Origin of the sequence: Kitasatospora sp. NPDC098663, from assembly GCF_044760075.1 — a bacterium.
In the GTDB taxonomy this organism is placed as follows: Bacteria; Actinomycetota; Actinomycetes; order Streptomycetales; family Streptomycetaceae; genus Kitasatospora.
Window position 1 is genome coordinate 148,215 of sequence record NZ_JBIWAP010000022.1, and the last position, 25,578, is coordinate 173,792.

Genomic DNA, 25,578 nt, shown 5'->3' on the forward strand with positions numbered 1-25,578 from the left:
GACGTCAGCCGGTGCAGACCGAGGTGAGGTTGCCGGCCGCGTCGCCGAGCGGCTTGAGGTCGGGGACCTCCTTCTTGTCGACGGCCTGCTGGACCTTGTCGGCCTGCTTCTGCAGGTCGGCGACGGCCTTGGCGACGTCGGTGTTCTTGGAGTTCCTGCCGACCTGGTTGAGGTCGGTCCTGAGCTTCTCCAGCGCCTTCGCGGCGGCCGCCGAGTCGTTGCTCGCGTTGCCGTAGGCGCTGGTGACGTCGGCGAGGTCGCCGGTGATCCTGACCGCCGTGTTGCCGCAGTCGATCGCCTTCTGGGCTGCGGAGCAACTGACCATGCTGAGCGGGAGGATGGCGATCAGGCCGGCCACGGCGAGGGCGGCGGGGCGGGCGATGCTGGACGGCATCCGGTCCTCCTGTGGGGCGCGCGGGTTCCGTGGGACGGGACGCGCGCCGGGGGGTGCGCGGTTCCCGCAGCAGGGGTGCTGCGGGAACCGTACGGGCTTCGGGCCCGGCGTGTACAGCGGCCCGTACGGCTGCGGGTACATCCGGGTCCACGGCGCCGCGGGCCGAACCGGTTCAGGCCTCCAGGGCCTTGCGCTGGATCTCGTCGAGCTCGGCGCAGCCCAGGGTGCCGAGGTCGAGCAGGCGGTCGAGCAGGGCGCGGTCGAAGGGGGCTCCCTCGGCGGTGCCCTGGACCTCGACGAAGCGGCCGTCGGAGGTGCAGACGATGTTCATGTCGGTCTCGGCGCGGACGTCCTCCTCGTACTGGAGGTCGAGCATCGGGACGCCGTCGATGATGCCGACGCTGACGGCACTGACGCCGCCGGTGATGGGCTGGCCCTTGGCGCGCAGGAGCTTGCGGTCGCGGGCCCAGGCGACGGCGTCGGCGAGGGCGACGTAGGCGCCGGTGATGGCGGCGGTGCGGGTGCCGCCGTCGGCCTGGAGGACGTCGCAGTCGAGCACGATGGTGTTCTCGGCGAGGGCGCGGTGGTCGACGACGGCGCGCAGCGAGCGGCCGATGAGTCGGCTGATCTCGTGGGTGCGGCCGCCGATGCGGCCCTTGACGGCCTCGCGGTCGCCGCGGGTGTTGGTGGCGCGCGGGAGCATGGAGTACTCGGCGGTGACCCAGCCTTCGCCGCTGCCCTTGCGCCAGCGGGGGACGCCCTCGGTGACGCTGGCGGTGCACAGCACCTTGGTGTCGCCGTAGGAGATGAGGACGGATCCTTCGGCGTGCTTGCTCCAGCCCCGTTCGATGGTGATGGGGCGGAGCTGGTCGGGGGTGCGGCCGTCGATGCGTGACATAGGCACTGAGCGTAGTCGCTCGGAGTGGGTGTTCCGGGTGCGCCTCGGCCCGCCGTTCCCGGGTGGGGCGGCGGGCCGGGGGTGGGGTGAGCCGGGTGGCTCAGCTCACATCATGTCCTCGATGTCAGCGGCGATCGGGTCGGCGTCGGTGCCGATGACGACCTGGATGGCGGTGCCCATCTTGACGACGCCGTGGGCGCCGGCGGCCTTGAGGGCGGCCTCGTTGACCAGGGAGGCGTCCTTGACCTCGGTGCGAAGGCGGGTGATGCAGCCCTCGACCTCTTCGATGTTGTCGATGCCGCCCAGACCGGCGACGATCTTCTCAGCCTTGCTGGCCATCTGATTTCTCCCTCTGTCTCGGCCCGCCGGCCGCTCTGCCGGGTGCCGTCCTGCGCTGTGCTGGGGTGTCCGCCGACCGGTGGCCGGCGTGGTCGGTACCGGTGCTGACGCGGGTTCAGCCTCGGTCGCGCCGCCGGGCAGCGCGACCAGCATCACCTGCTCCGGTCCGATCTGCCACGTTAGTCCACTTTTGGCCCATTCCGGCGCGCACGGTCCCGACCGTCACCACAGGATGACGAGCAGCGGGCTCGTGCCCGGAGTGCGGCCTGCGTCCCAAAGTGGTCTACACCAATATATGTGTACTCCGATGAACGCAGAAAGGACCCCGGGTGTTCCGGATCCCCGCCCGGGGGTCCCGCCGGGGGCCACCGGCCGGCAACTGCTCTCGGAGGGCGAAGGATGAGTTCGGCAGGCGCCACGGCCCCGCAGCGCGTGTGGTGGCACACCTTCTACGGCGGCCTCCAGAAGATGGGCCGCTCCCTGCAGCTCCCGGTGGCGGTGCTCCCCGCGGCCGGCATCCTCAACCGGCTCGGCCAGCCCGACGTCTTCGGCAAGGACGGCCTCGGCTGGACCGACGTCGCCAAGGTCTTCGCCGCGGCCGGCGGCGCCCTGCTGGACTCCTCGTTCGGCCTGCCGATGCTGTTCTGCGTCGGTGTGGCGATCGGCATGGCAAAGAAGGCGGACGGTTCCACCGCGCTGGCCGCCGTGGTGGGCTTCCTCGTCTACTACAAGGTCCTGCACGCGTTCCCGGAGAACTGCGAGAACGGGACGGTCCTGGTCACCGACGCCTGGACCGGCCAGTGCGTGGACTACAGCTCGGCCAAGGCGGCGGCCGCGACGTACCAGAACCCGGGCGTCCTGGGCGGCATCCTGATCGGCCTGATGTCGGCCTGGCTCTGGGTCCGCTTCCACCGCACCAAGCTGGTCGACTGGCTGGGCTTCTTCAACGGCCGCCGCCTGGTGCCGATGATCACCGCGGTGGTGGGCCTGGCCACCGCCTGCGTCGCGCTCTGGGTCTGGCCGCCGATCGGCCGCGGGCTCAACGACTTCAGCCAGACCCTGGCCGACCTGGGCGCGGGCGGCGCCGGCATCTTCGGCCTGTTCAACCGCGCGCTGCTGCTGATCGGCATGCACCAGCTGCTGAACACATTCGTCTGGTTCCAGTTCGGCGAGTTCGTCAAGCCGGACGGCACCATCGCGCACGGCGACATCCCGCGCTTCCTGGCGGGCGACCCGACGGCCGGCCAGTTCCAGTCCGGATTCTTCCCGATCATGATGTTCGCGCTGCCCGCCGCCGCACTGGCGATCGCGCACGCGGCGAAACCGCACCGCCGCAAGGAGATCTACGGCCTGATGCTCTCGGTCGGCCTGACCTCCTTCGTGACGGGTGTCACCGAACCGCTCGAGTACTCCTTCGCCTACGTCGCCCCGGCCCTGTACGGCGTGCACGCGCTGCTGACCGGCGCCTCGATGGCCGTCACCTGGGGGCTCGGGGTGCACGACGGCTTCAGCTTCTCGGCCGGCCTGATCGACTACGTCATCAACTGGGGGCTGGCCACCAAGCCGTGGCTGATCATCCCGATCGGGCTCTGCTTCGCCGCCGTGTACTACGCGCTCTTCCGGTTCATCATCGTCAAATTCAATCTGAAAACACCCGGGCGGGAGGACGAGAGCGAGGTCGAGGACGTCACCAAGCTCTGAAACCGAGCGTCACCGGGCAGCACCCGCAATGGCCTCCGGACCCGACGGTCCGGAGGCCATCGGCATTTCCGGAAAGGACCGGATACCCGGGCGGTAAAACAATTCCGATATACGCCCCGGGGATTCCCCGGCGGGCCGTCCGCCGTGCCAGGCGGGGCCGGGGCGGCCCGCACCGCCCGGTCGCCGGGCCGCCGGCCGGGGGCGCCGCGGGGGTGGGGAAAGGCCGCCGCCGCCCGGCGCGGGCGGTGGCCGGCAATGGGCCGACGCCGTTTCCCCGTCGGCCCCGACCGTGCGCCGCGGGGGGTCGGAAAGCCGCGGATTGGCCGAAGCCGGACGGGGTGGGGCCCGGACTCGTCCCGACCGCCGGCCGTTCGTGATGTCCGACACCCCGGCGGGCCCCTTCCCCGCCGCCCGCCGCACCCGGCCCGGACCCCGGCGGCGGACACCCGAACCTCGGAGGCCGCCTCCGCCCGGACACCGCCGCGTCCGCCCGCGAACCCCGCCGACCCGGCCCCCGTCCGTGCACCGCCGGGCCCGCGGCGGACCCCTGACGAGGCCTCGGCGGGGCCTCCGGGCGGGGCCGGGTCTTTTTGTTGCGCAAATAGCCAAAATCCCAATCGCGGCCGGTAATCATGATCGTCGTTCCGCAACTAGGTTTCGATTTCATAGCGCTTCCCGGCAGGGGCGCTTTCCGGGGTTCCCCCCCTTCTCCACCCGTGCTACAAAACTGGTCTACACCACACGTGGTGTAGACCAGTTCGCGGTTCGGCCCCCTGTGCCCCTCCCCCGACCGCCATGCCGTTAGGAACCCACCCCAATGAGTCAGTCAGCGCAGGCACCGACGCCCGCCACGGCTCCGGCCACGCCAAGCCCCGTCAAGAAGTTCGGCCAGAACCTCCTCCAGGGCCTGCAGAAGATCGGCCGCAGCCTCCAGCTGCCGGTCGCCGTCCTCCCGGCCGCAGGCATCCTGCTCCGCCTCGGCCAGGACGACGTCTTCGGCAAGGACGGGCTCGGCTGGGGAAAGGTCGCCCAGGTCTTCGCCACCGCCGGTGACGCCGTGTTCAGCAACCTGCCGCTGCTGTTCTGCGTCGGTGTCGCCATCGGCTTCGCCAAGAAGGCCGACGGCTCGACCGCGCTGGCCGCCCTGGTCGGCTACCTGGTCTTCCACAACGTGCTGACCGTCTTCCCGGTGGACGGGAGCATCACCGCGGCGCTGCCGGAAGGAAAGCCCCAGAACCCCGGGGTCTTCGGCGGCATCGTGGTCGGCCTGCTCAGCGCCGTGATCTGGCAGAAGTACCACCGCAAGAAGCTCGTCGACTGGCTCGGCTTCTTCAACGGCCGCCGCCTCGTCCCGATCATCATGGCCTTCCTCGGCACCCTGCTCGGCGTCGTCATGGGCCTCATCTGGGGCCCGATCGGCACCGGCCTGACCCACGCCAGCGACTGGCTGACCGGCCTCGGCAGCGTCGGCGCCGGCGTCTACGGTGTCGCCAACCGCGCGCTGATCCCGGTCGGCATGCACCAGTTCCTGAACACCTTCTTCCAGCAGCAGGTCGGCAGCTTCACCGACCCCACCGGCCACACCTGGACCGGCGACATCCCGCGCTTCTTCCACGGTGACCCGACCGCCGGCCAGTTCATGTCCGGCTTCTTCCCGATCATGATGTTCGGCCTCCCCGCCGCCGCCATCGCGATCGCCCACGCCGCGCGCCCCGAGCGCCGCAAGGCCGTGCTCGGCATGATGATCTCCGTCGCACTGACCAGCTTCGTGACCGGTGTCACCGAGCCGATCGAGTTCTCCTTCATGTTCATCGCCCCGGTGCTCTACCTGATCCACGCGGTGCTCACCGGCCTCTCGATGGCCGTCACCTGGGGCCTGGGCGTGCACGACGGCTTCGGCTTCTCGGCCGGCCTGATCGACTACGGGCTCAACTGGAACCTGGCCACCAAGCCGTGGATGATCATCCCGATCGGCCTGGTCTTCGGTGCGCTGTACTACTTCCTCTTCCGCTTCGCGATCACCAAGTTCAACCTCAAGACCCCCGGTCGCGAGGACGACGACGAGATCGAGGACGTGACCAAGGCCTGAGGCCCCGCCCGTCCGCACTCCACGACCCCGCCCCGCCGCTGCTCCCCCAGCGGCGGGGCGGGGTCGTCGTGCGTCCCGCCCCGGCTCAGCGGGAACGGCGGTTGACGAACCGGCGGAGGCACTGGTCAACTGAAGCCGTGAACGCGTCCTGCCCGCTGGTGACCCGCAGCCACATCGACTTCGGTCGCGTGTGGTCCGCGGCGTGTCGCGGCTGAGCCGACCGTTCCCCCCGCCGCCCGGCTGACCTCCCGCCCGGCGCCGTTCCTCCCCTCCCGCCCGCACGGGCCCCGCCCGCCTCCGGGCCGTCACCGCGCACCCGCGCGCGGCCGTACGCACCCGCACGCACCCTGTGCGCGTTCGCCGGCGTCGCCCGCACGCGTCCGCACGAGGAAAGTCAGGCCTCAGCATGCCCCGCCAACTGCACCTCTCCGCCGCCCTGGACAGCCCCGGCCACGTCGACGCCGGGCACTACGCCGCCCTCGCCCGCCTCGCCGAGCGGGCCACCCTCGACTTCGTCACCCTCGACGACTCCTTCACCCCCGAACCGCGCCGCCCCGACGCCCTCGCCACCCTCGCCCGGATCGCCCCGCTGACCGAGCGGGTCGGGCTGGTGCCCACCGTCACCACCACCCACACCGAGCCGTTCCACACCTCGATCGCGGTCAACACCCTGGACTGGGTGAGCCGGGGCCGGGCCGGCTGGCTGGTCGGCGTCTCCGCCACCGAGGCCGAGGCCAGGGCCTTCGGCCGCCGCCCGACCGCCCCCGCGGACGCGCTCTGGACCGAGGCCGCCGACGCCGTCGAGGTCGCCGCCCGGCTCTGGGACAGCTGGGAGGACGACGCGGAGATCCGCGACACCGCCACCGGGCGGTTCATCGACCGCGACAAGCTGCACTACGTCGACTTCGAGGGCCCGCACTTCTCCGTCCGCGGACCGTCGATCACCCCGCGCCCACCGCAGGGCCGCCCGGTCGTCGCCGTCCCGGTGGCCGCCGTCGACCTCGCCCCGTACGCCTCCCCCGGCGGGCGCGCCCGGGTCGCGACGGCGATCCGGTACGCCGACGTCGTGCTGCTGGACGCCCCCGACCACGCCGCCCGGCTGGCCGCCGCAACCGAACTGCGGCTGCGTGCCGGCGAGCACCTGCGCATCCTCGCCCGCACCGACGCCGCCCTGCCCGACGACGCCGCGGCCGACCGCCTGCTCGCCGACCTCGCCGCGATCGGCACCGGCGTCGACGGCTTCCACCTCGTCCCCGCCGAACCCGAACGGGACCTGGCCGCCCTCGCCGAACGGGTCGTCCCGGTCCTGCGCGCCCAGGGGCTGTTCCGCGCCGGGTACGCCGCCGGCCACACCCTGCGCGACCACCTCGGCCTGGCCCGCCCGGCCAGCCGCTACGCCACCAGCGCCGCCACCAACACCGACGCCACCGCCACCGCCACCCCGTCCGCTGCCGCTCTCGCCGAGGTGACCCGATGACGGACCGCCCGCTCAAGCAGATCCACCTCGCCGCGCACTTCCCCGGCGTCAACAACACCACGGTGTGGAGCGACCCGGACTCCGGCAGCCACATCGAGTTCGACTCCTTCCGCCACCTCGCCGAGACCGCCGAACGCGGGAAGTTCGACTTCTTCTTCCTCGCCGAGGGCCTGCGGCTGCGCGAGAACAAGGGCCGCATCCACGACCTGGACGTGGTCGGCCGCCCCGAGTCGATCACCGTGCTGAACGCGCTGGCCGCCGTCACCACCCGCCTCGGGCTGGCCGGCACCGTCAACGCCACTTTCAACGAACCGTACGAACTGGCCCGCCGCTTCGCCTCGTTGGACCACCTCTCCGGCGGGCGCGCGGCCTGGAACGTGGTCACCTCCTCGGACGCCTTCACCGGGGAGAACTTCCGCCGCGGCGGCTACCTCGACCGCGCCGACCGCTACACCCGGGCCGCCGAATTCGTGCAGCTCGCCCGGGAGTTCTGGGACGGCGGCGCGGAGACCGTCCGGCACCGCGGCCCGCAGTTCGAGGTCGAGGGCCGGCTCTCGCTGCCCCGCCCGCCGCAGGGCCACCCGGTGGTCATCCAGGCCGGGGACTCCGACGAGGGCCGGGAGTTCGCCGCCGCGACCGCCGACGTCGTCTTCAGCCGGCACTCCACCCTCGCCGACGGCCAGGCCTTCCACACGGACGTCAAGCGCCGCCTCGCCGCGTACGGCCGCAAGCCGGACGAGCTGAAGATCATGCCCGGCGTCACCTTCGCCCTCGGCGACACCGACGCCGAGGCCGCCGAACTCGCCGCCGAGATCCGCCGGGCCCAGGTCGGTCCGCAGACCACGATCGCCTTCCTGGAACAGGTCTGGGGCATCGACCTGTCCGACCACGACCCGGACGGTCCGCTGCCCGCCGTCGACCCCGACCCGGACAGCGCCCTGGCCCAGGGCCGGGTCCGGATCGGCGACCCCCACGCCGTCGCCGCCCGCTGGCGGGAGCTGGCCGCCGAGAAGAAGCTCACCAGCCGCGAGCTGGTGATCGAGGTGACCGGCCGGCAGTCCTTCATCGGCTCCCCCGCGACGGTCGCCGAGCGGATCGACTTCTTCGTGCAGAACGACGCGGCCGACGGCTTCATCCTCGTCCCCCACCTGACCCCGGGCGGCCTGGACGCGTTCGTCGACCGCGTGGTGCCGCTGCTCCAGGAGCGCGGGGTGTTCCGCACCGACTACAGCGGGACGACCCTGCGCGACCACCTCGGCCTGCCGCTCCCCGGCCGGCGCTGAGACGGCCGACGCCGAGCCGACCGGCCCGCCCGTTCAGATCCGGTACACCGCACCCGCCCGGGCGACCTCGACGGGGCCCGGGTACGCGGCGGCGGCGTCGCGGCGGTTGTGCTCGGCGTCGGTCCACGGGGGGATGTGGGTGAGGACGAGCCGCCGGACGTGGGCGGCGGCGGCGTGCTCGCCGGCCTCCCGGCCGTTGAGGTGGACGGCCTGGTAGGTGTCCCGGCCGTCGATGTAGGCGGCCTCGCAGAGGAAGAGGTCGGCGTCCCGGGCGAGTTCGACGAGTTCGGCGCTCTCGCCGGTGTCGCCGGAGTAGACGAGCGCGCGGCCGTCGTGTTCGAGGCGGAAGGCGAAGGCGTCGACGGGGTGGTTGACCTGGGCGACCTCGATCCGGAACGGGCCGAGGTCGAAGGCCCCGGGGGTGAGGGTGTGGAAGTCGAAGACCTCCTTCATCCCCGGGTTCTCCGGCATGTCGTAGGCGCGGGCGAGCCGTTCGGCGGTGCCGGCCGGGCCGTAGACGGGCATCGGGTCGGGGCAGCCCTCGGCACGGTAGTTGCGGGCGACCCAGTAGGCGCACAGGTCGACGCAGTGGTCGGCGTGCAGGTGGCTGAGCAGGACGGCGTCGACCTCGTAGATGTCCACGTACTTCTGCAGGGCACCGAGGGCGCCGTTGCCGAGGTCGAGCACGACGCGGTAGCCGTCGGCCTCGACGAGGTAGCTGGAGCAGGGCGATTCGGCGGACGGGAAGCTCCCCGAGCACCCCACCACGGTCAGTTTCATCCGAGCCCCTCCGCCCCGACACGTCCTGGCTGCTGCTGGAAAACGGCAGGCCGGGCCGGTGGAACCGGCCGGTAGCACTGCTTCGCGTGTCGAGAGTAAGGGCGGAGCGGCACTTTGCCCCCGTCCCCGTGCCGGGCTGTGGCTGGAATCACCAGAACGCCGGGGCGGGGGCGGTGCCGTCCGTTCGGGTGCCGTCGGGTCAGCGGTGGCGGGGGCGGTTGCGGGCCCAGGCCCTGATCGTGTCGGGGTACCAGCGGGGGTGACCGCTGGCGTCGAGGACGTCCGGGGCGGGCAGCAGCCCGTGCCGCCGGTAGTTGCGGACGCTCTCGGCCTGCACGTTGATGTGGCGGGCGATCTCGGCGTAGGACCACAGCTCGGAGCTTCTCCCCATGAGGCACCTCCGGAGGGGCGGGACGGGCGTACGTGAGGCAGCCTGTCCGGGCGTTGGCGACTCTTCACCACAGAACGGGCACCGTGGTCATTCCGTGACGAACCGGGAGCGAGGTACGGACAAATGCCGGGCCGTCCGGGCACTCACAGTGGTGGGGGCCGCCATGGGCCCGGTACGGTTCGCGCCATGAACAGTTCGACCGGGGTCTGGGTGGTCCTGGCGGTGGTGGGCATCGCGCTGCTGGCCGCCGTCGTGGGGGCGCTGGTCCGGCGCACCCGCCCGGCGCCGCGACCGGCCGGTCCGACGGCTCCGCGCCCGCGCCCGGCCGCCAAGGGCCGTCCGGGGCCGCAGCCGCAGGAGATCTGGTGGGCGGAGGTCCCGTTCGAGGACGGCCCGGGGTCGAAGGACCGCCCGTGCCTGGTGCTGCGGGTGCACGGCCGCACCGCCACCGTCGCGAAGATCACCAGCAAGCACCACGCCGAACGCCCGGGCGTGCTGCCGCTGCCGCCCGCCTCGGTGGGCGACCGGCAGGGCCGCACCAGCTGGCTGGAGACCGACGAGCTACGCGAGGTGCCGCTGTCGGCCTTCCGCCGCCGGGCCGGCACGGTGGACCGGCAGGTCTGGTCCCGCGCGCAGCAGGCCCTGCAGCGCGGCTAGGGCCTCAGGTCTGAAGCCGGCCGTCCGGCACCGCCAGGGCTTCTCAGGCCCAGAGCTGCCCCTGCAGCGCCTCGACGGCCGCCTCGGTGGTCTCCGCGGTGTAGATGCCGGTGGACAGGTACTTCCAGCCGCCGTCGGCGACCACGAAGACGATGTCGGCCCGCTCCCCGGCCGCCGCGGCCTTGCGGCCGACGCCGATCGCGGCGTGCAGGATCGCGCCGGTCGAGACGCCCGCGAAGATGCCCTCCTGCTGGAGGAGTTCGCGGGTGCGGCGGACGGCGTCCGCGGAGCCGACCGAGAAGCGGGTGGTGAGCACCGCGGCGTCGTACAGCTCGGGGACGAAGCCCTCGTCGAGGTTGCGCAGCCCGTACACCAGGTCGTCGTAGCGGGGTTCGGCGGCGACGATCCGCACGCCGGGGACCTTCTCGCGCAGGTAGCGGCCGACGCCCATCAGGGTGCCGGTGGTGCCGAGGCCGGCCACGAAGTGGGTGACGGTCGGCAGGTCGGCGAGGATCTCGGGGCCGGTGGTGGCGTAGTGGGCGCCCGCGTTGTCGGGGTTGCCGTACTGGTAGAGCATGACCCAGTCCGGGTGCTCGGCGGCGATCTCCTTGGCGATCCGGACGGCGGTGTTGGAGCCGCCGGCGGCCGGCGAGGGGATGATCTCGGCGCCCCACATGCGGAGCAGTTCGCGCCGTTCCTCGCTGGTGTTCTCCGGCATCACGCAGACCATCCGGTAGCCCTTGAGCTTGGCGGCCATGGCGAGCGAGATGCCGGTGTTGCCGCTGGTGGGTTCCAGGATGGTGCAGCCGGGGGTGAGCCGGCCGTCGGCCTCGGCGCGCTCGATCATGTGCAGCGCCGGGCGGTCCTTGATCGAGCCGGTGGGGTTGCGGTCCTCCAGCTTGGCCCAGAGCGTCACCTGCCCGTCGGTGTTGCCGGGGACGGCGGCGGACAGCCGCGGCAGGCGGACCAGCGGGGTGTTGCCGACGGCTTCGAGCGGGCTGTCGTAACGCAAGGGAGGCCTCCGGCCACGGCGGTGGGGTGCGGAAGGGCGCCCTCGCCGCCCGCCGCGGGGCGGGCGGCGAGGGCGGGAGGTCAGCGGGCTCCGCCGGCCACGGCGGGCAGGATGGTGACGCTGTCGCCGTCGGCGAGGGCGGTGGAGATGCCCTCCAGGAAGCGGACGTCCTCGTCGTTCAGGTAGACGTTGACGAAGCGGCGCAGCTCGCCGCCCTCGACCAGGCGGGCGGCGATGCCCGGGTGGCGGGCGTCGAGGTCGGTGAAGAGTTCCCCGAGGTTGCTGCCGGTGCCCTCGACGGCCTTGGCGCCGTCGGTGTAGGTGCGGAGGATGGTCGGGATGCGGACCTCGATGGCCATGGGTGCGCTCCTGTGCGAGTCGTGAGGCGGGTGGGCCGCGGCGGGCGCGGCGGGGAGGGTGGTCCCGGGGCTCGGCGTCGCCGGCAGGCGGTGGGCCCGGGTGGGGCGGGGCGGCTCAGCGCGAGCGCGCGGGCGTGCCGGGACAGATCGCACTGGCGAGCCGGCACAGGTCGACGTGCAGGCGCGCCACGAGGCGGGTGCCCGGGGCCTGGTTGCTCACATCGACGGAACGCATGGGCTCATCGTATAGATTCCCCGGCCCGCTCCTCCATGCCCGTCTCGGGATCCGGATGTTCCCGTTTCTCGGGCTGAGACGACACGGGCCCGCCGACCGCTCGCGGGCGGTCGGCGGGCCGCGCCCAGGTGGGTGCTGGTCAGGCCGGGTGGGCCTCGACGACCTGGACGTCTTCCTCTGTGATCTCGCCGTCCACGATGCGGAACGAGCGGAACTGGAACGGGTCGTCCTCGCCGTTGCCGTCGGCGGTGGAGACCAGGACGTAGTGGGCGAACGGCTCGGAGGCGTAGCTCACGTCGGTGCGCGAGGGGTAGGCCTCGGTGGCGGTGTGCGAGTGGTAGACGATCACCGGCTCCTCGTCGCGGTCGTCCATCTCGCGGTAGAGCTTGAGCAGGTCGCCCGAGTCGAACTCGTAGAAGGTGGGCGAGCGGGCCGCGTTGAGCATCGGGATGAACCGCTCGGGCCGTCCGCTGCCGGCCGGTCCGGCGACCACGCCGCAGGCCTCGTCCGGGTGGTCGGCGCGGGCGTGGGCCACGATCCGGTCGCGGATCTCTCGGGTGATGGTCAGCATGCGGTCAGGATAGCCACGCCCCGGCGGGTGTCCGCCGGGGCGTCCGGAGCGCGGTCACCGGGTGTCCGCCACCTGGGCGCGGCGGCCCGGCCCAGGCGGTTCAGCCGCCGTCGCGCACGTGCAGGTGGTCGTGGGCGACGCCGTGGGCGGCCCGCGGGTTGCGGCGCTTGAGCACCTGGTAGCCGACCACCAGCAGGACGGCCCAGCCCGGGAAGACGTACAGCGAGATCCGGTTGACCGGGTCGAACGCGATCAGCACCACGACCAGGGCGAGGAAGGCGAGCGCGGTCCAGCTGATCCAGGGACCGCCGGGCGCCTTGAAGGTGGGCGGCGGCAAGTGGCCGGCCCGCCAGGCCTTGCGGTAGCGGATCTGGCAGATCAGGATCATCGCCCAGGTCCACAGGCCGCAGACGGTGGCGACGGAGGTGATGTACTCGAACGCCTTGGCCGGGACGAGGTAGTTGAGCACCACGCCGACGCCCATCAGCAGGCAGGAGAGGGTGATCGCGAAGGCCGGGGTGCGGTGGGAGTTGAGCTTGGTGAGCTGCCCCGGGGCCTGGCCGCGCAGGGCGAGGTCGCGCAGCATCCGACCGGTGGAGTACATGCCGGAGTTGCAGGAGGAGAGCGCGGCGGTGAGCACCACGAAGTTGATGATGCCGGCCGCGGCCGGGATGCCGATCTTGCCGAAGGCGGCCACGAACGGGCTGACGCCGGGCTGGAACTCGGTCCACGGCACGAGCGAGAGGATGATCACCAGCGCGCCGATGTAGAACAGCATGATGCGCCAGGGCAGGGTGTTGATGGCGCGCGGCAGGGTCTTCTCGGGGTTCTCGCTCTCCCCGGCGGTGACGCCGACGAGTTCGACGCCCAGGTAGGCGAACATGACGATCTGCAGCGTCATCACGGTGGCGCCGATGCCCTTGGGGAAGAAGCCGCCGTCCTGCCACAGGTGGGTGATCGACGCGGTGTCACCGGCCTTGCTGAAGCCGAGGGTGAGCACCCCGATGCCGATCAGGATCATGCCGATGATGGCGGTGACCTTGACCATCGAGAACCAGAACTCGATCTCGCCGAACAGCTTCACGGAGATCAGGTTGGCCGCGTAGAGGATCACCAGGAAGGTCAGCGCACTGGCCCACTGCGGGATGTCGGGCGCCCAGAACCTCACGTACACGGCGGCGGCGGTGGTCTCCGCCATGCCGGTCACCACCCAGAACAGCCAGTACGTCCAGCCGGTCACGTAGCCGGCGAAGGGGCCGAGGAACTCGCGTGCGTACTCGGCGAAGCTGCCGGAGACCGGGCGGTAGGTGAGGAGTTCGCCGAGGGCGCGCATGATCACGAAGATCGCCACGCCGGCGACGGCGTAGGAGAGGATCAGACTCGGGCCGGACCGGAAGATCGCGGTGCCCGCCCCGAGGAAGAGGCCGGTGCCGATGGCACCGCCGATCGCGATCATCTGGATCTGGCGGCTTCCCAGCCCCCGGTGATAACCCTCCTCGTCCGGTTTCGCGTCGACCACGTCGTCGTACAGCTGCTCGGCCATGGTGCACCGTCCTGGGTGGGTCTCGTGGGGTGGAGAAGTCGTACCACGCAGGGTTCGGATAGCGGTGTTCATCTGAGCGTTATTTGAGCATGACCTGCTAGGGTTTGCCCGATTTGAAGAGAAATGCCCCGGCCATCCGTCCACATATTGGACGAATCGACCGGGGCTTGCCCGGAAGCGGGCAGGATCAGTCCGCGATCGCCTCCAGGAGCGTCTCCTGGAGCGCCCCCAGCCAGACGTACGCCATCACCAGCGGCTTGCGGTCGTCCTCGTCCGGCAGCTCGTAGAGCTCCTCGTCGTCCTCGCTGACCTCCAGCTGGACGCCCAGGGTCAGCCGCAGGTCGTTGAGCGCGCCCAGCCAGCGCAGGCCGTCGGCGGGGTCCAGCTTGACCACCCCGCCCTCACCGCCGAGCCGGTCGAGCATCCGGACGACGTGCAGGGCGTCCTCGCGCTTGCGGGTCCGCAGGTCCACCTCGGTGTAGCGGCGGAACTCGCCCGAGGCGGCCCGGCTCTCCTGGTCCTCCGGCCCGGCCGGGTCGCCGTAGGCGTCCGGGAAGAGCCGGGCGAGCATCGGGTTGGCCGGCGCCTCGGTCGGGCCCTCGGCGAACAGCGCGGCCAGCGGATCGCCGCCGTCCCCGCCCGGGCCGGGCCCGATCAGCTGCAGGATCCCCACCTCCAGGGAGCGCAGGATGGAGGCCTCCACCTCGTCCAGCGCGATCGCCGCACTCCCGCCGCCGGCACTCTCGAACAACCCAGCCATGTCTATCGGTCAGCCCGTCTTCGTCGTCTCGGGTGGGGTACCGGCTCCGCGGCCGGTCGCGCCGCGGTCCGCACTGCGCCGGTCGCACTGCGGCCAGTCGTGCCGCGGTCAGTCGTGCCGCGGTCAGTCGTGCTGCAGCGTCGCCCAGAGGCCGTAGCCGTGCATCGCCTGGACGTCGCGTTCCATCTCCTCGCGGGAGCCGCTGGAGACCACCGTCCGACCCTTGGTGTGCACCTCCATCATCAGCTTCCTGGCCTTGTCCTTCGGGTAGCCGAAGTAGGCCTGGAAGACGTACTGGACGTAGCTCATCAGGTTCACCGGGTCGTTGTGCACGATGGTCACCCAGGGCGTGTCCGGCTCCACCACCGGTAGTCCTTCGACCTCCGGGCGCTCGATCTCCACGGGCGCGACACTCACCGCCGGGTCCTCCTCGCTGCGCAGTCCGTCCACGCCTCTTCAGCCCCATGCTGCCATCCGGGGGACCCCCGGGCGATTCCGGCCCGGCTCGCAGCACGAGAAATCGTCACTCTGACGCTAAGTGGTAGTAGCATCATCCGCATGGACGCCACTTCAGTGCGCGCGGCCGGTTCGACCGCGCTCCTCACCGACCGCTACGAGCTCACCATGCTGCAGGCCGCCCTGCGCAGCGGGGCCGCGCACCGCCGCTCCGTGTTCGAGGTGTTCACCCGTCGCCTGCCCAGCGGCCGCCGCTACGGCGTCATGGCCGGCACCGGCCGGGTGCTCGACGCCATCGAGGACTTCCGCTTCACCACCCCGCAGCTCGACTGGCTGGCCGGCCAGGACGTGGTCGACGACGAAACCCTGCGCTACCTCGCCGACTACCGCTTCGCCGGCGACATCCACGGCTACCCCGAGGGCGAGGTCTACTTCCCCGGCTCGCCGCTGCTCACCGTCGAGGGCAGCTTCGCCGAGGCGGTGATCCTGGAGACGGTGATCCTCTCGATCCTCAACCACGACTCCGCGATCGCGGCCGCCGCCTCCCGGATGACCGCCTCCGCCGGCGGCCGCCCGGTGATCGAGATGGGCGCCCGGCGCGCCCACGAGCAGGCCGCCGTCGCCGCCGCCCGGGCCGCGTACGTGGCCGGCTTCGCCGCCACCTCCGACCTGGAGGCCGGCTTCACCCACGGCATCCCGACCACCGGCACCGCCGCCCACGCCTTCACCCTCGTCCACGACAGCGAGCGGGACGCCTTCCGCGCGCAGATCGCCTCCATGGGCAAGGGCACCACGCTGCTGGTCGACACCTTCGACCTGCGCGAGGCCGTCCGCACCGCCGTCGAGGTGGCCGGCCCCGAACTGGGCGCCGTCCGGATCGACTCCGGCGACCTCACCCTGCTGGCCCACCGGGTCCGCCGCCAGTTGGACGACCTCGGCGCCACGAAGACCCGGATCATCGTCACCTCCGACCTCGACGAGTACGCCATCGCCGCGCTCGCCGCCGCCCCGGTGGACGGCTACGGCGTCGGCACCAGCCTGGTCACCGGCAGCGGCCACCCGACCTGCGCGATGGTCTACAAGCTGGTCGCCCGCGCCGAGAGCACGGACGGGCCGCTGGTGCCGGTGGCCAAGCGCGCGGCCGGCGGCAAGACCAGCATCGGCGGCCGCAAGTGGGCCGCCCGCCGACCCGACGCCGACGGCGTCGCCGAGGCCGAGGTGGTCGGCACCGGAGCGGTCCCCGCCGACCTGGAGCCGCACCTGATGCAGGTACCGCTGGTACGGGCCGGCCGGGCCGTCGGCCGCGAACCGCTCACCGCCGCGCGCGACCGGCACATCCGGGCCCGGGCCGCACTGCCGCTGTCGGCCACCCAGCTCTCCAAGGGCGACCCGGTGCTGCCGACCGAGCTCGTGCTCTGACCCCGCCCCGGCCGACCGGCGCGGACCGGGCCCCGGCCCGGGGCCGTCCGCCGGTCCGCCGGTCCGCCGCGGTTCACCGGTCCGCCGGTTCGCGGGGCCGCCGCGGTCCGCCGGTTCGCGCCGGCCCGGGGTCCGCCCCAGGCCTTCCGCCCCCGCACGCCACTCCCTAGAGTCAGCCGTAGAGTTCCCCCGGAGCTTCCCGAGAACCCCCGAGCCCCGCCGCGGGCCGAGTACTCCCGAGGGCTCCCCCCACCAGGGCGCCGCCACGGCCGCCCCCCACATCCGAGGATGCGAGCCATGCACCGGGCACTGATCGTCGTCGACGTGCAGAACGACTTCTGCGAGGGCGGCAGTCTGGCCGTCGCCGGCGGCGCCGAGGTGGCCGCCGCCATCACCGACCTGATCGCCGAGTCCTCCCCCGGCTACCAGCACATCCTCGCCACCCGCGACCACCACATCGACCCGGGCGACCACTTCTCCACCGAGCCCGACTACGTCACCAGCTGGCCGGTGCACTGCGTGGCCGGCACCGAGGGCGTGGGTTTCCACCCCAACTTCGCCCCGTCCGTCATCTCCGGCGCGGTCGAGGCGGTCTTCGACAAGGGCGCCTACTCGGCGGCGTACAGCGGTTTCGAGGGGCTGGACGAGAACAACCGCGGCCTGGTGGAGTGGCTGCGCGAACGGCAGGTCGACGAGATCGACGTGGTCGGCATCGCCACCGACCACTGCGTCCGGGCCACCGCCCTGGACGCCGCCCGGGCCGGCTTCACCACCCGCGTCCTGCTCGACCTCACCGCCGGGGTCGCGCCGGCGACCACCACCGCCGCGCTCGCCGAACTGCGGGCCGCCGGGGTCGAGTTGGTGGGATCCCCGATGGTTCGGGCGTAGCCCCGGCTCCGGCTCGGGTGCAGTCCCGGCTCCGGGTGCGGCTCGGGTGCAGTCCCGGCTCCGGGTTCGGGCGGATCCGGCCCGGAGCTAACCGACCATCAACTCCACCACGTCCGAACCGCCCACCCGGTGGGCCTCGCGCAGTTCGGCGCCGACCGCGTCCCGGTCGGCCGCGAGCCGGGCGCCGGAGACGTACACCACCCGGATCCCCAGGTACTCCATCCGGTGCTGGCCGCCGCGCACCCAGGCGGCCTCGCCCTCGCTGACGCAGCGCAGGTCCGAGTCCACCTCCACGGCGACGCCCTGCTCCGGCCAGTAGAGGTCCGGGACGGCGATGTACGTGCCGCCGCGCATCCGCAGCTCGGGGCCGACCAGCGGGACGGGCAGCAGACACTCGTCCACCAGTTCGCCGACCCGCTCCAGGACGAAGTCCCGCTCACCGGCCAGCAGTTCGTCCAGGGCGGCGCGCACCCGGGGCTCTCCGGTCAGCCCGGAATCGGTCAGCTCGGTCGCCAACTCCCGCACGGTGCACGGGCCGTCGGGCCGCGAGACGGCCTCGCGCAGCACCTCCCGGACCGGCACCGGGGTGCCACCCTCCTCCGCGGTCCACTCGCACAGCGCGTCCGCGACCGCCCGGGCGACCGGGGCGCAGGCCAGGCCGTGCACCGAGCGTGCCACCAACTCCCGTTCGGTGCGCCGGATCCGCACCTCCCCGGCGTCCTTCAACCGGCGCTGGCGGGGCACCAGGACGTCCACCCCGATCACCGCCGGCAGCCGGGGCACGGCGGCGAAGCCGTACAGCGCGAGCGCGGCCGCACCGGTGATCACCGCACCCTCGCGGCGGCCCTCCTCGCGACCGTTCTGCGCCGCGTACAGCAGCGCGGCCCACATCCGCTGCTCCGGGGTCGGCCCGTCGGACTGCAGCAGGTACACCCGGGGCAGCAGCCGCCGCCAGGGCCCGCCGCGACGGCAGTGCTCGGTGATGACCCGGGCCGGCACGCCCCGGGCGCGCAACTGGCTCGCGGTGACGACGTTCTGTTGACGCTTCGCCAGCTCCTCCAGGGACGGCGGCGGCGTGGGAATCCGGTAGCTCATGCGGACACCATCCCCAACCGCTCCGACCCGCCACCGGCCACCTGACGCACTGTTACCCAACCGTCGCGAAACCGGGATCAGCTCGCACTAAAGTCCCCATACCCTCACTCAATCGGAGTAATTGACGGTCGTCAGGTTGTCATATCTGATCGAAATCGATCGCCCACCAGGCCGCCTGACCCAGAGTGACCAAAGGCATACGCCGGGAGACCCATCAGGCGTCAAACCCGCCCCGGGAATTGCCTAGGCTTGCGTCATGTCACGTGACGAGACCGCCGGCCTCCGCGCGGCCCAGCTCCGCCTTGGCCGTCTGCCCGGATACGTCCGCCGCCCGGACCCGGCCCGCCGCAGCGGCGAACAGGGCCATACGTACAAGAAGGGCTGGGAGGTCCGCTTCACCGCCCGCAGCGAGGCCGAGATAGCCGAGATCCGCGACCTCGTGGTCGCCGCCGGGTTCGCCCCGGCCAGACCCTTCTTCAAAGGCCACCAGCTCATCCAGCCGGTCTACGGCATGGCCGCCGTCCAGGCCTACCTGGCCGCGAGACAGGCGGCCGAGGAACACGCCGCCCGCACCGCGCTCGGCCGCCGCCGACGAACCGCCGGCGGACACCCCGCCACCGGACACCCCACCGGCGCCGCGCACCCCGCCACCGCCGGGCACACCACCGGCGCCGCACACCGGTGCGAACGCGAGGAAGCCGCCGGCGGGGCCGCTGCGGCCGCGGCCGCAGCCGCCGGCGCCGCCCAACTCGCCCGGCGGCGGGCCATCGAGTCCTTCCCCGCCCAGGTCGAACGGAGCAGCGCCGTCGACGACCGCCTCTCCCCGACGGAGGCCCGACCGCAGTCCTGACGGCAGACCACCCCACCCGCGCCTCGGCCCCCGGGCCGGACGGCCCCAGGCCGCCGAGGCGTGGGCGACGTTAACGGTGGCGGCCAGCAGGCGCGGGACCGCCCGGATCAGCGCCTGCTCCGCCCCCTCGGCCGCCCGGTGCGCCGCCGCCACGGCGAGCGCACCGCCCACCCGCCACCCCTGCCGCCACGCCACCACGCCCGCCTCGCACCCACCGCCCGCACCCGGGCTGCACGCCCCCGGTGGAGACATGCACGGCCAGGCCCACTCAGCCCGTCACGCCACGCCGGTGCGGGCGCGACCGAAGGTGTGGTTGCGCGGATGGTTGTGCGGCCGCAGCTTCGCGCCGTGGGCGTGGACGCCAGCCTCCATAAGCCCTACGGTGGCACATCAACCGTCTTGCAACCACGGCCCTTCTGCACCTCCTGACCAGCCGCGACGCGCTCGCAACCGCACCCCCCGCACCACTGCGCCACCCTCCCCCACCGATCCTCCGCCCGGCCGCCCCACCACCGCCGCACCACCGCGCCCCACCGGTCGACACCGGAACCGGCCGAGCGGCGGCGGGTTCCGGGCATTCAATCCGATTGGTAACCCAGCGCACCGAGGGCATATCGTAGAGTGAGCGCAGATGATCGACCGTCAGCCACCCATCTCCCTTTCCGAGAAGCCGAGATGACCAATCGTCACGCGAGTTCCGCCGAGCCGCCCCCGAGGCCCGGTGAACCGGAGGACGTACCACTGGAGTTCGCCGCCTTCTGCGAACTCCACCGCCCCCGGTACCTCAGCTACGCCCGGGTGTGGCTGACCGAGCACAGCAGCGCGGCCATCGCCGTCCAACAGGCGTTCGCCGAAATCGCCGTCCAATGGCGCGAGTTGCTCGGCAGCTCCAACCCCACCGCGAACGCCTGGCAGATCCTGCGCAGCACCGTCGCCGACCACACCCGGCACGTGCCCGCCGCACCGGACCGCCACCCCGCCGACGACGACCTGGCGATCCTGCACTACGTCGTCGGCCTCGCCGCCCCCGAGATCGCCGACGTCATCGGCACCGACACCGCCAGCGTCGCCGGCCGGCTCCGGCGCACCATGCTGTGGGAGGCCTCCGGCTGGTGAGCCCCCTCAGACCCGCTCACCCGTCACGTCGAACAAGTGATGCACCGGGTCGTGGATCAGATAACGGGCGAACGACTCCACCGTGAACCGCGCCCCGTCACTACGCCCCCCGGTCCGGCCCCACTGCTCGCCCGCCACCCGCCCGAACGCCACCGCCAGCGCCTCCGCGTCCGCCGCCAGCTCCCCGGCCACCACCGCCGGCACCTGCTCCCCGTACCGCTCGGCAACCGCCGTCTCGTCCTGGTCCCAGTTCGGGAACAGCGGGTCGGCCTCGGCCAGCATCAGATCCAACCGGACCCGGAACAGCCGGAACACGTCCCGGACATGGCACGCGTACTCCAGCCCCGACCACACCCCCGGCCGCGGCCGCCGACACAGACCCTCCTCGGCCCCGGCCAACAACGCCACCCAGGCCTCCGCATTGGCCCGGACCATCCCGGCGACGTCCTCCCGCACCGCCGCCGCAACATCCAGCCCACAATCCGGACACGGGCGTTCCAACACCCACGTCCAGTCCTTGCCGTCCGGAACGACCACACCCACCGGATCCGCGCCACGCTCAGAAGCACTCATGGCCCCAGCATGGCCACCCCACCACCCGCCCCACCAGCGGCAAGGACGCCAACCGCCGCCAAAATGCTGCCACCCCGCCCGCAGCCCTCAGCCGCCCGCACCCCTGCGCCGCCGCACCCGCACCACCCACACCACAACCGCCACCACCCCGCCGACCAGCACCCCCCACAACGCCACCCCCACCGCAACCCCGACCCCGAACCAGCCGCCCCCACCAGCCCCACCGGCCCCAGCCGCAGGCACCACGGCCTCGCCACCCGGCGACTCCGTCACCCCGTCCCCCGCAGCCCCCTGCGACTCCGCCCGCCCCACCAACGGATTCTCCCGAGACCCGCCGTCCACCACCGGATCGGCCGCCAACGCCTTCGCCGGCGCCAGCACCCCGAAGCCGTACCTGCTCCCCGGCACCGCCGACCCGTCCTGCGGCGGCGTGGCAGTCCTGATCATCCGATTGATCACCTGCCCCGCCGAAAGCTCCGGATACTTCGCCCGGATCAACGCGGCGGTGGCGGAGACGTAGGCGGTGGCATCCGAGGTGCCGTTGCCCACGCCGTAGCCGGCAGAGGTCTTCGCACTGGCCCGGTAGATCTCCGCCCCGGGGGCGACCAGTGTGGTCTCCGGTCCGTAGCTCGACTTCTCCCACAGTCGCCCCTGCCGGTCCACCGCGCCGACCGCCACCACTCCGGGGATGGCCGCCGGGTACTCGACATGGGCGGCCTGGCTCCCGCTGTTTCCCGTCGCGGCAACCATGACCACGTCGTGGTCGACGGCGTACTTGACTGCCCCCCTGGTCTCCTGGTCGGCCCCGGCGTAACCGCCGATGGACATGTTGACCACCTTGGCACCGTGGTCAACGGCGAACCGGATCGCCCGGACGAGACCGGCCTGCGCCACGGCGTCAGCGGAATCCCAACTCACGCGGACGGGGAGGATCTTCGCCTTCGGCGCCAGGCCCATGATGCCGGCTCCATCGCCATGGCCGTGACCGGCGATGAGACTCGCCATCCCGGTGCCGTGGCCATCCCTGTCAACCGTTCCATCTCCGTTGTCACCGGAGAAGTCGGCCCCGGGCACCACCTGCCCGGTCAGATCCTGATGGCTCGCCATCACGCCGCTGTCGATGACAGCCACCGTGATACCGCCGCCCTGCGACACCGGCCACAACGCCGTTTCGGCCCGGTAACCGGCGAGCACCCACTGCTCGTCGCGGATGCTGTCCGCGCCGGCCCTACCCGCCCCGATCGCCACGACCAGACTTCCTGCCGCCAGCACGGCCAGTCCGCGCCCAAGTCGCCCGTCCCTCAAGCCCGGTCACCCCATCAGCACAGCGGCGCCCCCGTGGTCGACGAACCACGAGGGCCCCGATCGAATCACCCGGTCGTCTGCGGACCAGGAGTCATTTCACCACGTTCGGATTGACGGGCCCTTCCGATGCCCAGGTCTGCTCGTCCTCGACCAGGTAGTCCGGCCGTTTGCGGCCGCCTTCCTTGTCCTTGGCCCGCCCATGGGCGCCCCCGTACGGAACCGCGGGCACCTGGGACGACGTGGGAGCGCCTGCGGACTCCGGCCGCGGGCGATTGCGCAGCCCGAGACCGGACCCACCCTCGGTGAAAGCCCACCTGCCGCCGGAGGCGCCCTCCCCGGCGGGCGCCCGGCCACCCGGTACGGCTCCCGGCCGTTCGCCGACGCCCACCACCCCGACCCGACCGGCCACCGAACCGCCCCTGTATCCGGCACCCGGGCCGCCACCGCGGCCGCCCTCGGGGACCTGGTCACCGCGGCCTGCACCGGGTCCGGCCGGTAGGCTGCCGCGGCCCCCCAGCTCTCGCTCGACGACCGCCGGCCTCTCCCTCACCCCGCCGAACAGACCCGGCGTCGCTGCGCCACCACCCGGCCCGAACCCTCCTGGGCCGCCAATGGTCTGGGTGCCCGGCCCCGGGGAGGCCGGCGCGCCCGTCACCCCGGTCGACACCGGCCTCCCGGCCACCGTCGGCGACGCAGCGCCCGTACCGTCCACCGTCGTACCCGCGCCGAAGTTGACCGACCCCGGCTTGACCGGTGCCGTGGCCACCCCGCCCTTGATCCCGGGTTCCGAGGCCACCGAGGTCTTTCCCGAGGCACCCGGCGGCGCCGGGGTCGCACCGGCGCTGCTCGGCCCGTGACCCCGAGGCTTCGACGGCTCCGTCTCCGATGGGGTGAAGAGGCCTCCGGGCGAACCCATGTTGCCAACCCCCATGCCGGTCATGAGGCCGCCCACCGCAGCAGCCCCTCCTTGGTCGGCACCGGTCTTGTCGGAGAAGTCGTCGCGGGCCCCGGGCTTAGACGGGGTTCCCGGTGGGGGTGGCGGCTTCAGGGTGGGGGTGGCGATGCGGTAGTGCATGGCGAGGGTTTGCATGACGGTGGCGGCTTCGGCTTTTCGGCGGTCGGCGACGGGGATGTGTTCGTCGTCGCCGCCGAAGACGGAGGAGACGCCGTCGCCGACGGTGTCCTTGACCTTTTCCCAGGTGCTGGGTTCCTCGGGCATGTCGCGTTTGGCCTTGGCGATGGCCTCGGACATGTTGTGGAGGGTGTTGGCCGCGTCGTTGGCGTAGGAGGCGGCGTTGTTGATGCTGTCGGCGAGGTGGAGCATGCGGGTGTGGAAGGCGTCGCTGGTGGCGCCTTCCCAGGTGACGGCGGCTTCGGTGCTGGCGCGGGTGAGGGTGGCGCGGATGGCCTTGAGGGTGTCGGCGGCATGGCGCCAGGGGTCGCCGGCGGCCATGACTTCGCCGGGGTTGAGGGCCTGGGCCATGGTGCGGAGTTGGGCGTGGCTGTAGGTGGTGAAGTCGGTGTAGGCCATGGGGGGTTCGCCTCCGTTCGGGCTCGGCCGGTGGTGGCCGGGGGTCAGGGGGCGGGTGGGGCGGCGGTGCGCTCGTAGGCGGCCTTGCCGCCGGCGGAGGGGTTGGCGACGGACCAGCCGTCGTCGCCGAGTTCGAGTTTCTTCGCGGTGTGCCGGTCGTGTTCCTCGTAGGTGGTGGCGGTGAGTTCGGCGTTCTTCTGGGCTTCGTCGACGGCTTGTTGGAGTTGGTCGAGGACGTCGCGCAGGCCGTCGCGCATGGTGTTGTAGCGGTTGTGGATCTCGGTGGCTTCGGCGAAGGTGCCGAAGGCGGTCTTGCCGATGCCGCTGCGCCCGTGGGTGCCGGTGCCGTCGGCGTGGTGCTGGAATTCGGCGAGGAGGAGCCGGACTTGGGCGGCGAAGGCGCGGAGTTGTTCGACCTCGACGCGGTAGCCCCGGCCGGCGCTTCCGGTCGTGCCGGTTCCTGTTGCCACTTCGGCGCCTCCCCCGTGCGGCCGTGGGTCGCTGCCGGGGTTGGGCCCCGGTGTCTCATGTCTAACACACGGGGCCCGAATTCCGCCTGGTACCTGGTCAGTTCGCAGGCGTCCCCGCGTGGAGGGCGTCGGCGAGGGCGCGGCGGCAGAGGGAGTCGGCGCGCCGGGTGGTTTCGGGGAGCCGGTAGTGGGGGGCGAGTTGGAGGGTGGTGCGGACGGCGGTGTCGAGGCTGATGCGGTGGCCGACGGAGACGTAGACGGGTTTGACGCCGGGCCGGGTGCGGAGGGCGCGGCCGACTTCTTCGCCGGTGGCGGGGTCGGTGAGCGGGGTGGTGGAGCCGCGGGGGGTGTCGGGGTCGTGGTGGTGGAAGGTGAAGGGGGTTTTGGCGACGCCGAGGGTGCGCAGGCCGGTGAGGACGCCGAGGTGGCTGGCGAGGCCGAGGCGGCGGGGGTGGGCGAGGCCGTAGCCGTCGCAGACGACGGTGTCGGGGGTGCGGGTGAGGGCGGCGAGGGCGTCGAGGACGGCGGGGAGTTCGCGGAAGGCGAGCAGTCCAGGGGTGTAGGGGAAGGGGATGCGGCCGACGGCGGTGGACTGTTCGACGACGGTGAGGGTGTCGTGGTCGAGGAGGACGGCTGCGGCGGCCACGAGGTCGTGTTCGTCGTCGTAGGCGACGTCTACGCCGGCGATGAGCCGCCCGACCCCGCCGCCGGCGCCGGAAGCGGAACCGGAACCGGAACCGTCGAGGTCATCGGTGTCGTCGGTGTCGTGGGTCTGGACGAGGGGGCGCAGGCGTTCCTGTTCGGCGAGTGCCTGGGCTTCGGTGGTGGGCCAGTCGGCGGGGATGGGCACGGGTGTTCCCCCGGGTGGGTGGGGCGGGCGCGGTCGGGTTCACCGTACCGAGGGGCGGACGACCCCGAGGTGAGCCTGTGCGCCCCCCGTGCTCCCGGCCCGGCGGGTTAGCCTGGACTTACCGAACTCCCTTGCCGGGCAGCACTTCTGGGACCGGCGCCATTCCCGCTCGTTCCCCCCGACGCGCGAAGGACCCCCCGCCATGCCTCGTCCGTCCGCTGCCCAGTACTGCCTCGGCTCGTTCACCGTCGTCGTCGCCACCGTGGCGCTGCTGGCCGTCTCGGGCGCCTCGGGCGTCCTGGAGGTCGCGGTGCTGGAGGGGTTCGCGCTGGCGCTCGGCATCGTGGTGACGGTGTTGTCGATCGCCGTGTCCGGCCGGTCTGCGGCGAGGGCGGGAGCGGCCTCCCCGACCCCGGCCGGACACGAGTACGCCCGGCAGCGCTAGGGCGCGTATTCGGTCGTGATCAATCTGCGCGATTTACCTTCGCAGCGGGTCCAGTTCCGGTAAACCGTGGTGCGTGACGCGAGCGCAACTG

General features: G+C 72.5%; 28 protein-coding genes. 10 read left to right on the forward strand and 18 right to left on the reverse strand.

Features of this window, described 5'->3' with window-relative positions; genetic code table 11:
* Positions 1-4 precede the first annotated feature (4 nt).
* From ACIQVZ_RS23970 to ACIQVZ_RS23980, 3 genes are all read right to left on the reverse strand, one after another.
* Positions 5-394 carry a hypothetical protein gene (locus ACIQVZ_RS23970; RefSeq protein ID WP_063349222.1) on the reverse strand — a complete coding sequence of 130 codons (390 nt, stop codon included), beginning with the start codon at positions 392-394 and terminating at the stop codon, positions 5-7.
* Positions 395-566: 172 nt separating this feature from the next.
* Complete coding sequence (gene rph, locus ACIQVZ_RS23975) at positions 567-1,292, reverse strand: ribonuclease PH (protein WP_350881205.1); 726 nt, start codon at positions 1,290-1,292, stop codon at positions 567-569.
* A gap of 105 nt (positions 1,293-1,397) precedes the next feature.
* The gene (locus ACIQVZ_RS23980) at positions 1,398-1,631 is read right to left on the reverse strand and encodes a glucose PTS transporter subunit EIIB (RefSeq protein WP_063349220.1); all 234 of its coding nucleotides are present in this window, start codon (positions 1,629-1,631) and stop codon (positions 1,398-1,400) included.
* Positions 1,632-2,030: 399 nt separating this feature from the next.
* Between ACIQVZ_RS23980 and ACIQVZ_RS23985 the strand changes: the two genes are divergently transcribed.
* The 4 genes from ACIQVZ_RS23985 (at position 2,031) to ACIQVZ_RS24000 (ending at position 8,181) form a co-directional block, all read left to right on the forward strand.
* Positions 2,031-3,332, forward strand: coding sequence for a PTS transporter subunit EIIC (locus ACIQVZ_RS23985; RefSeq protein ID WP_402452684.1), 1,302 nt, complete (start codon positions 2,031-2,033; stop codon positions 3,330-3,332).
* Between the two features lie 817 nt (positions 3,333-4,149).
* On the forward strand, positions 4,150-5,421 hold the full coding sequence (locus tag ACIQVZ_RS23990) for a PTS transporter subunit EIIC (protein WP_402452685.1): 1,272 nt from the start codon (positions 4,150-4,152) through the stop codon (positions 5,419-5,421).
* 406 nt (positions 5,422-5,827) lie between these two features.
* Positions 5,828-6,898, forward strand: coding sequence for an LLM class flavin-dependent oxidoreductase (locus ACIQVZ_RS23995; protein ID WP_402452687.1), 1,071 nt, complete (start codon positions 5,828-5,830; stop codon positions 6,896-6,898).
* Positions 6,895-8,181 (forward strand): LLM class flavin-dependent oxidoreductase, encoded by a 1,287-nt coding sequence (locus ACIQVZ_RS24000; RefSeq protein WP_402452688.1) that lies wholly within the window; start codon positions 6,895-6,897, stop codon positions 8,179-8,181. The genes ACIQVZ_RS23995 and ACIQVZ_RS24000 overlap by 4 nt, the downstream gene beginning before the upstream one ends.
* A gap of 33 nt (positions 8,182-8,214) precedes the next feature.
* On the opposite strand, the gene ACIQVZ_RS24005 is transcribed toward ACIQVZ_RS24000, so the two are convergent.
* Positions 8,215-8,961: an MBL fold metallo-hydrolase gene (locus ACIQVZ_RS24005; protein ID WP_350881195.1), complete on the reverse strand. Its 747-nt coding sequence runs from the start codon at positions 8,959-8,961 to the stop codon at positions 8,215-8,217.
* Between the two features lie 199 nt (positions 8,962-9,160).
* Positions 9,161-9,352: a MarR family transcriptional regulator gene (locus ACIQVZ_RS24010; RefSeq protein ID WP_350881193.1), complete on the reverse strand. Its 192-nt coding sequence runs from the start codon at positions 9,350-9,352 to the stop codon at positions 9,161-9,163.
* Positions 9,353-9,538: 186 nt separating this feature from the next.
* Between ACIQVZ_RS24010 and ACIQVZ_RS24015 the strand changes: the two genes are divergently transcribed.
* Positions 9,539-10,009, forward strand: coding sequence for a type II toxin-antitoxin system PemK/MazF family toxin (locus tag ACIQVZ_RS24015; protein WP_350881191.1), 471 nt, complete (start codon positions 9,539-9,541; stop codon positions 10,007-10,009).
* A gap of 43 nt (positions 10,010-10,052) precedes the next feature.
* On the opposite strand, the gene ACIQVZ_RS24020 is transcribed toward ACIQVZ_RS24015, so the two are convergent.
* The 7 genes from ACIQVZ_RS24020 to clpS all read right to left on the reverse strand — a co-directional run bounded on the left by ACIQVZ_RS24020 (position 10,053) and on the right by clpS (position 14,906).
* Entirely contained in the window at positions 10,053-11,021 is a 969-nt protein-coding gene (locus ACIQVZ_RS24020) for a cysteine synthase (protein WP_350881189.1), read from the reverse strand.
* An 80-nt stretch (positions 11,022-11,101) separates the two neighbouring features.
* Positions 11,102-11,380, reverse strand: a complete 279-nt coding sequence (locus ACIQVZ_RS24025) for a MoaD/ThiS family protein (RefSeq protein WP_196952340.1) — start codon at positions 11,378-11,380, stop codon at positions 11,102-11,104.
* Positions 11,381-11,495: 115 nt separating this feature from the next.
* Entirely contained in the window at positions 11,496-11,615 is a 120-nt protein-coding gene (locus ACIQVZ_RS24030; RefSeq protein ID WP_347878546.1) for a putative leader peptide, read from the reverse strand.
* Positions 11,616-11,754: 139 nt separating this feature from the next.
* Positions 11,755-12,186, reverse strand: a complete 432-nt coding sequence (locus ACIQVZ_RS24035; protein ID WP_350881187.1) for a M67 family metallopeptidase — start codon at positions 12,184-12,186, stop codon at positions 11,755-11,757.
* A 100-nt stretch (positions 12,187-12,286) separates the two neighbouring features.
* Entirely contained in the window at positions 12,287-13,729 is a 1,443-nt protein-coding gene (locus ACIQVZ_RS24040; protein ID WP_402452690.1) for an amino acid permease, read from the reverse strand.
* A 187-nt stretch (positions 13,730-13,916) separates the two neighbouring features.
* On the reverse strand, positions 13,917-14,489 hold the full coding sequence (locus ACIQVZ_RS24045) for a DUF2017 domain-containing protein (protein ID WP_350881183.1): 573 nt from the start codon (positions 14,487-14,489) through the stop codon (positions 13,917-13,919).
* 123 nt (positions 14,490-14,612) lie between these two features.
* Positions 14,613-14,906 (reverse strand): ATP-dependent Clp protease adapter ClpS, encoded by a 294-nt coding sequence (gene clpS, locus ACIQVZ_RS24050; protein ID WP_063351371.1) that lies wholly within the window; start codon positions 14,904-14,906, stop codon positions 14,613-14,615.
* Between the two features lie 141 nt (positions 14,907-15,047).
* Between clpS and ACIQVZ_RS24055 the strand changes: the two genes are divergently transcribed.
* Both ACIQVZ_RS24055 and ACIQVZ_RS24060 read left to right on the forward strand, forming a co-directional pair.
* Complete coding sequence (locus ACIQVZ_RS24055; RefSeq protein ID WP_350881180.1) at positions 15,048-16,364, forward strand: nicotinate phosphoribosyltransferase; 1,317 nt, start codon at positions 15,048-15,050, stop codon at positions 16,362-16,364.
* 297 nt (positions 16,365-16,661) lie between these two features.
* Positions 16,662-17,252, forward strand: coding sequence for an isochorismatase family protein (locus ACIQVZ_RS24060; RefSeq protein WP_350881178.1), 591 nt, complete (start codon positions 16,662-16,664; stop codon positions 17,250-17,252).
* Between the two features lie 87 nt (positions 17,253-17,339).
* Here ACIQVZ_RS24060 and ACIQVZ_RS24065 read toward each other — a convergent pair whose 3' ends face one another.
* The gene (locus ACIQVZ_RS24065) at positions 17,340-18,347 is read right to left on the reverse strand and encodes a hypothetical protein (protein WP_402452691.1); all 1,008 of its coding nucleotides are present in this window, start codon (positions 18,345-18,347) and stop codon (positions 17,340-17,342) included.
* A gap of 256 nt (positions 18,348-18,603) precedes the next feature.
* Between ACIQVZ_RS24065 and ACIQVZ_RS24070 the strand changes: the two genes are divergently transcribed.
* Together ACIQVZ_RS24070 and ACIQVZ_RS24075 are read left to right on the forward strand one after the other, a co-directional pair.
* A complete protein-coding gene (locus tag ACIQVZ_RS24070; protein ID WP_402452692.1) occupies positions 18,604-19,197 on the forward strand; it encodes a hypothetical protein in 594 nt (197 codons plus the stop codon).
* A gap of 675 nt (positions 19,198-19,872) precedes the next feature.
* Entirely contained in the window at positions 19,873-20,313 is a 441-nt protein-coding gene (locus ACIQVZ_RS24075) for a hypothetical protein (protein ID WP_350881172.1), read from the forward strand.
* A 6-nt stretch (positions 20,314-20,319) separates the two neighbouring features.
* Here ACIQVZ_RS24075 and ACIQVZ_RS24080 read toward each other — a convergent pair whose 3' ends face one another.
* The 5 genes from ACIQVZ_RS24080 to ACIQVZ_RS24100 all read right to left on the reverse strand — a co-directional run bounded on the left by ACIQVZ_RS24080 (position 20,320) and on the right by ACIQVZ_RS24100 (position 25,042).
* On the reverse strand, positions 20,320-20,850 hold the full coding sequence (locus tag ACIQVZ_RS24080) for a DinB family protein (protein WP_402452694.1): 531 nt from the start codon (positions 20,848-20,850) through the stop codon (positions 20,320-20,322).
* A gap of 123 nt (positions 20,851-20,973) precedes the next feature.
* Complete coding sequence (locus ACIQVZ_RS24085; RefSeq protein ID WP_402452696.1) at positions 20,974-22,134, reverse strand: S8 family serine peptidase; 1,161 nt, start codon at positions 22,132-22,134, stop codon at positions 20,974-20,976.
* Positions 22,135-22,282: 148 nt separating this feature from the next.
* Complete coding sequence (locus ACIQVZ_RS24090) at positions 22,283-23,674, reverse strand: WXG100 family type VII secretion target (RefSeq protein ID WP_402452698.1); 1,392 nt, start codon at positions 23,672-23,674, stop codon at positions 22,283-22,285.
* A gap of 92 nt (positions 23,675-23,766) precedes the next feature.
* The gene (locus tag ACIQVZ_RS24095; protein ID WP_402452699.1) at positions 23,767-24,192 is read right to left on the reverse strand and encodes a hypothetical protein; all 426 of its coding nucleotides are present in this window, start codon (positions 24,190-24,192) and stop codon (positions 23,767-23,769) included.
* Between the two features lie 97 nt (positions 24,193-24,289).
* Positions 24,290-25,042 (reverse strand): endonuclease V, encoded by a 753-nt coding sequence (locus ACIQVZ_RS24100; protein WP_402452700.1) that lies wholly within the window; start codon positions 25,040-25,042, stop codon positions 24,290-24,292.
* Between the two features lie 202 nt (positions 25,043-25,244).
* On the opposite strand from ACIQVZ_RS24100, the gene ACIQVZ_RS24105 reads away from it, so the two are divergent.
* Complete coding sequence (locus ACIQVZ_RS24105; RefSeq protein WP_350881160.1) at positions 25,245-25,487, forward strand: hypothetical protein; 243 nt, start codon at positions 25,245-25,247, stop codon at positions 25,485-25,487.
* Positions 25,488-25,578: the final 91 nt, after the last annotated feature.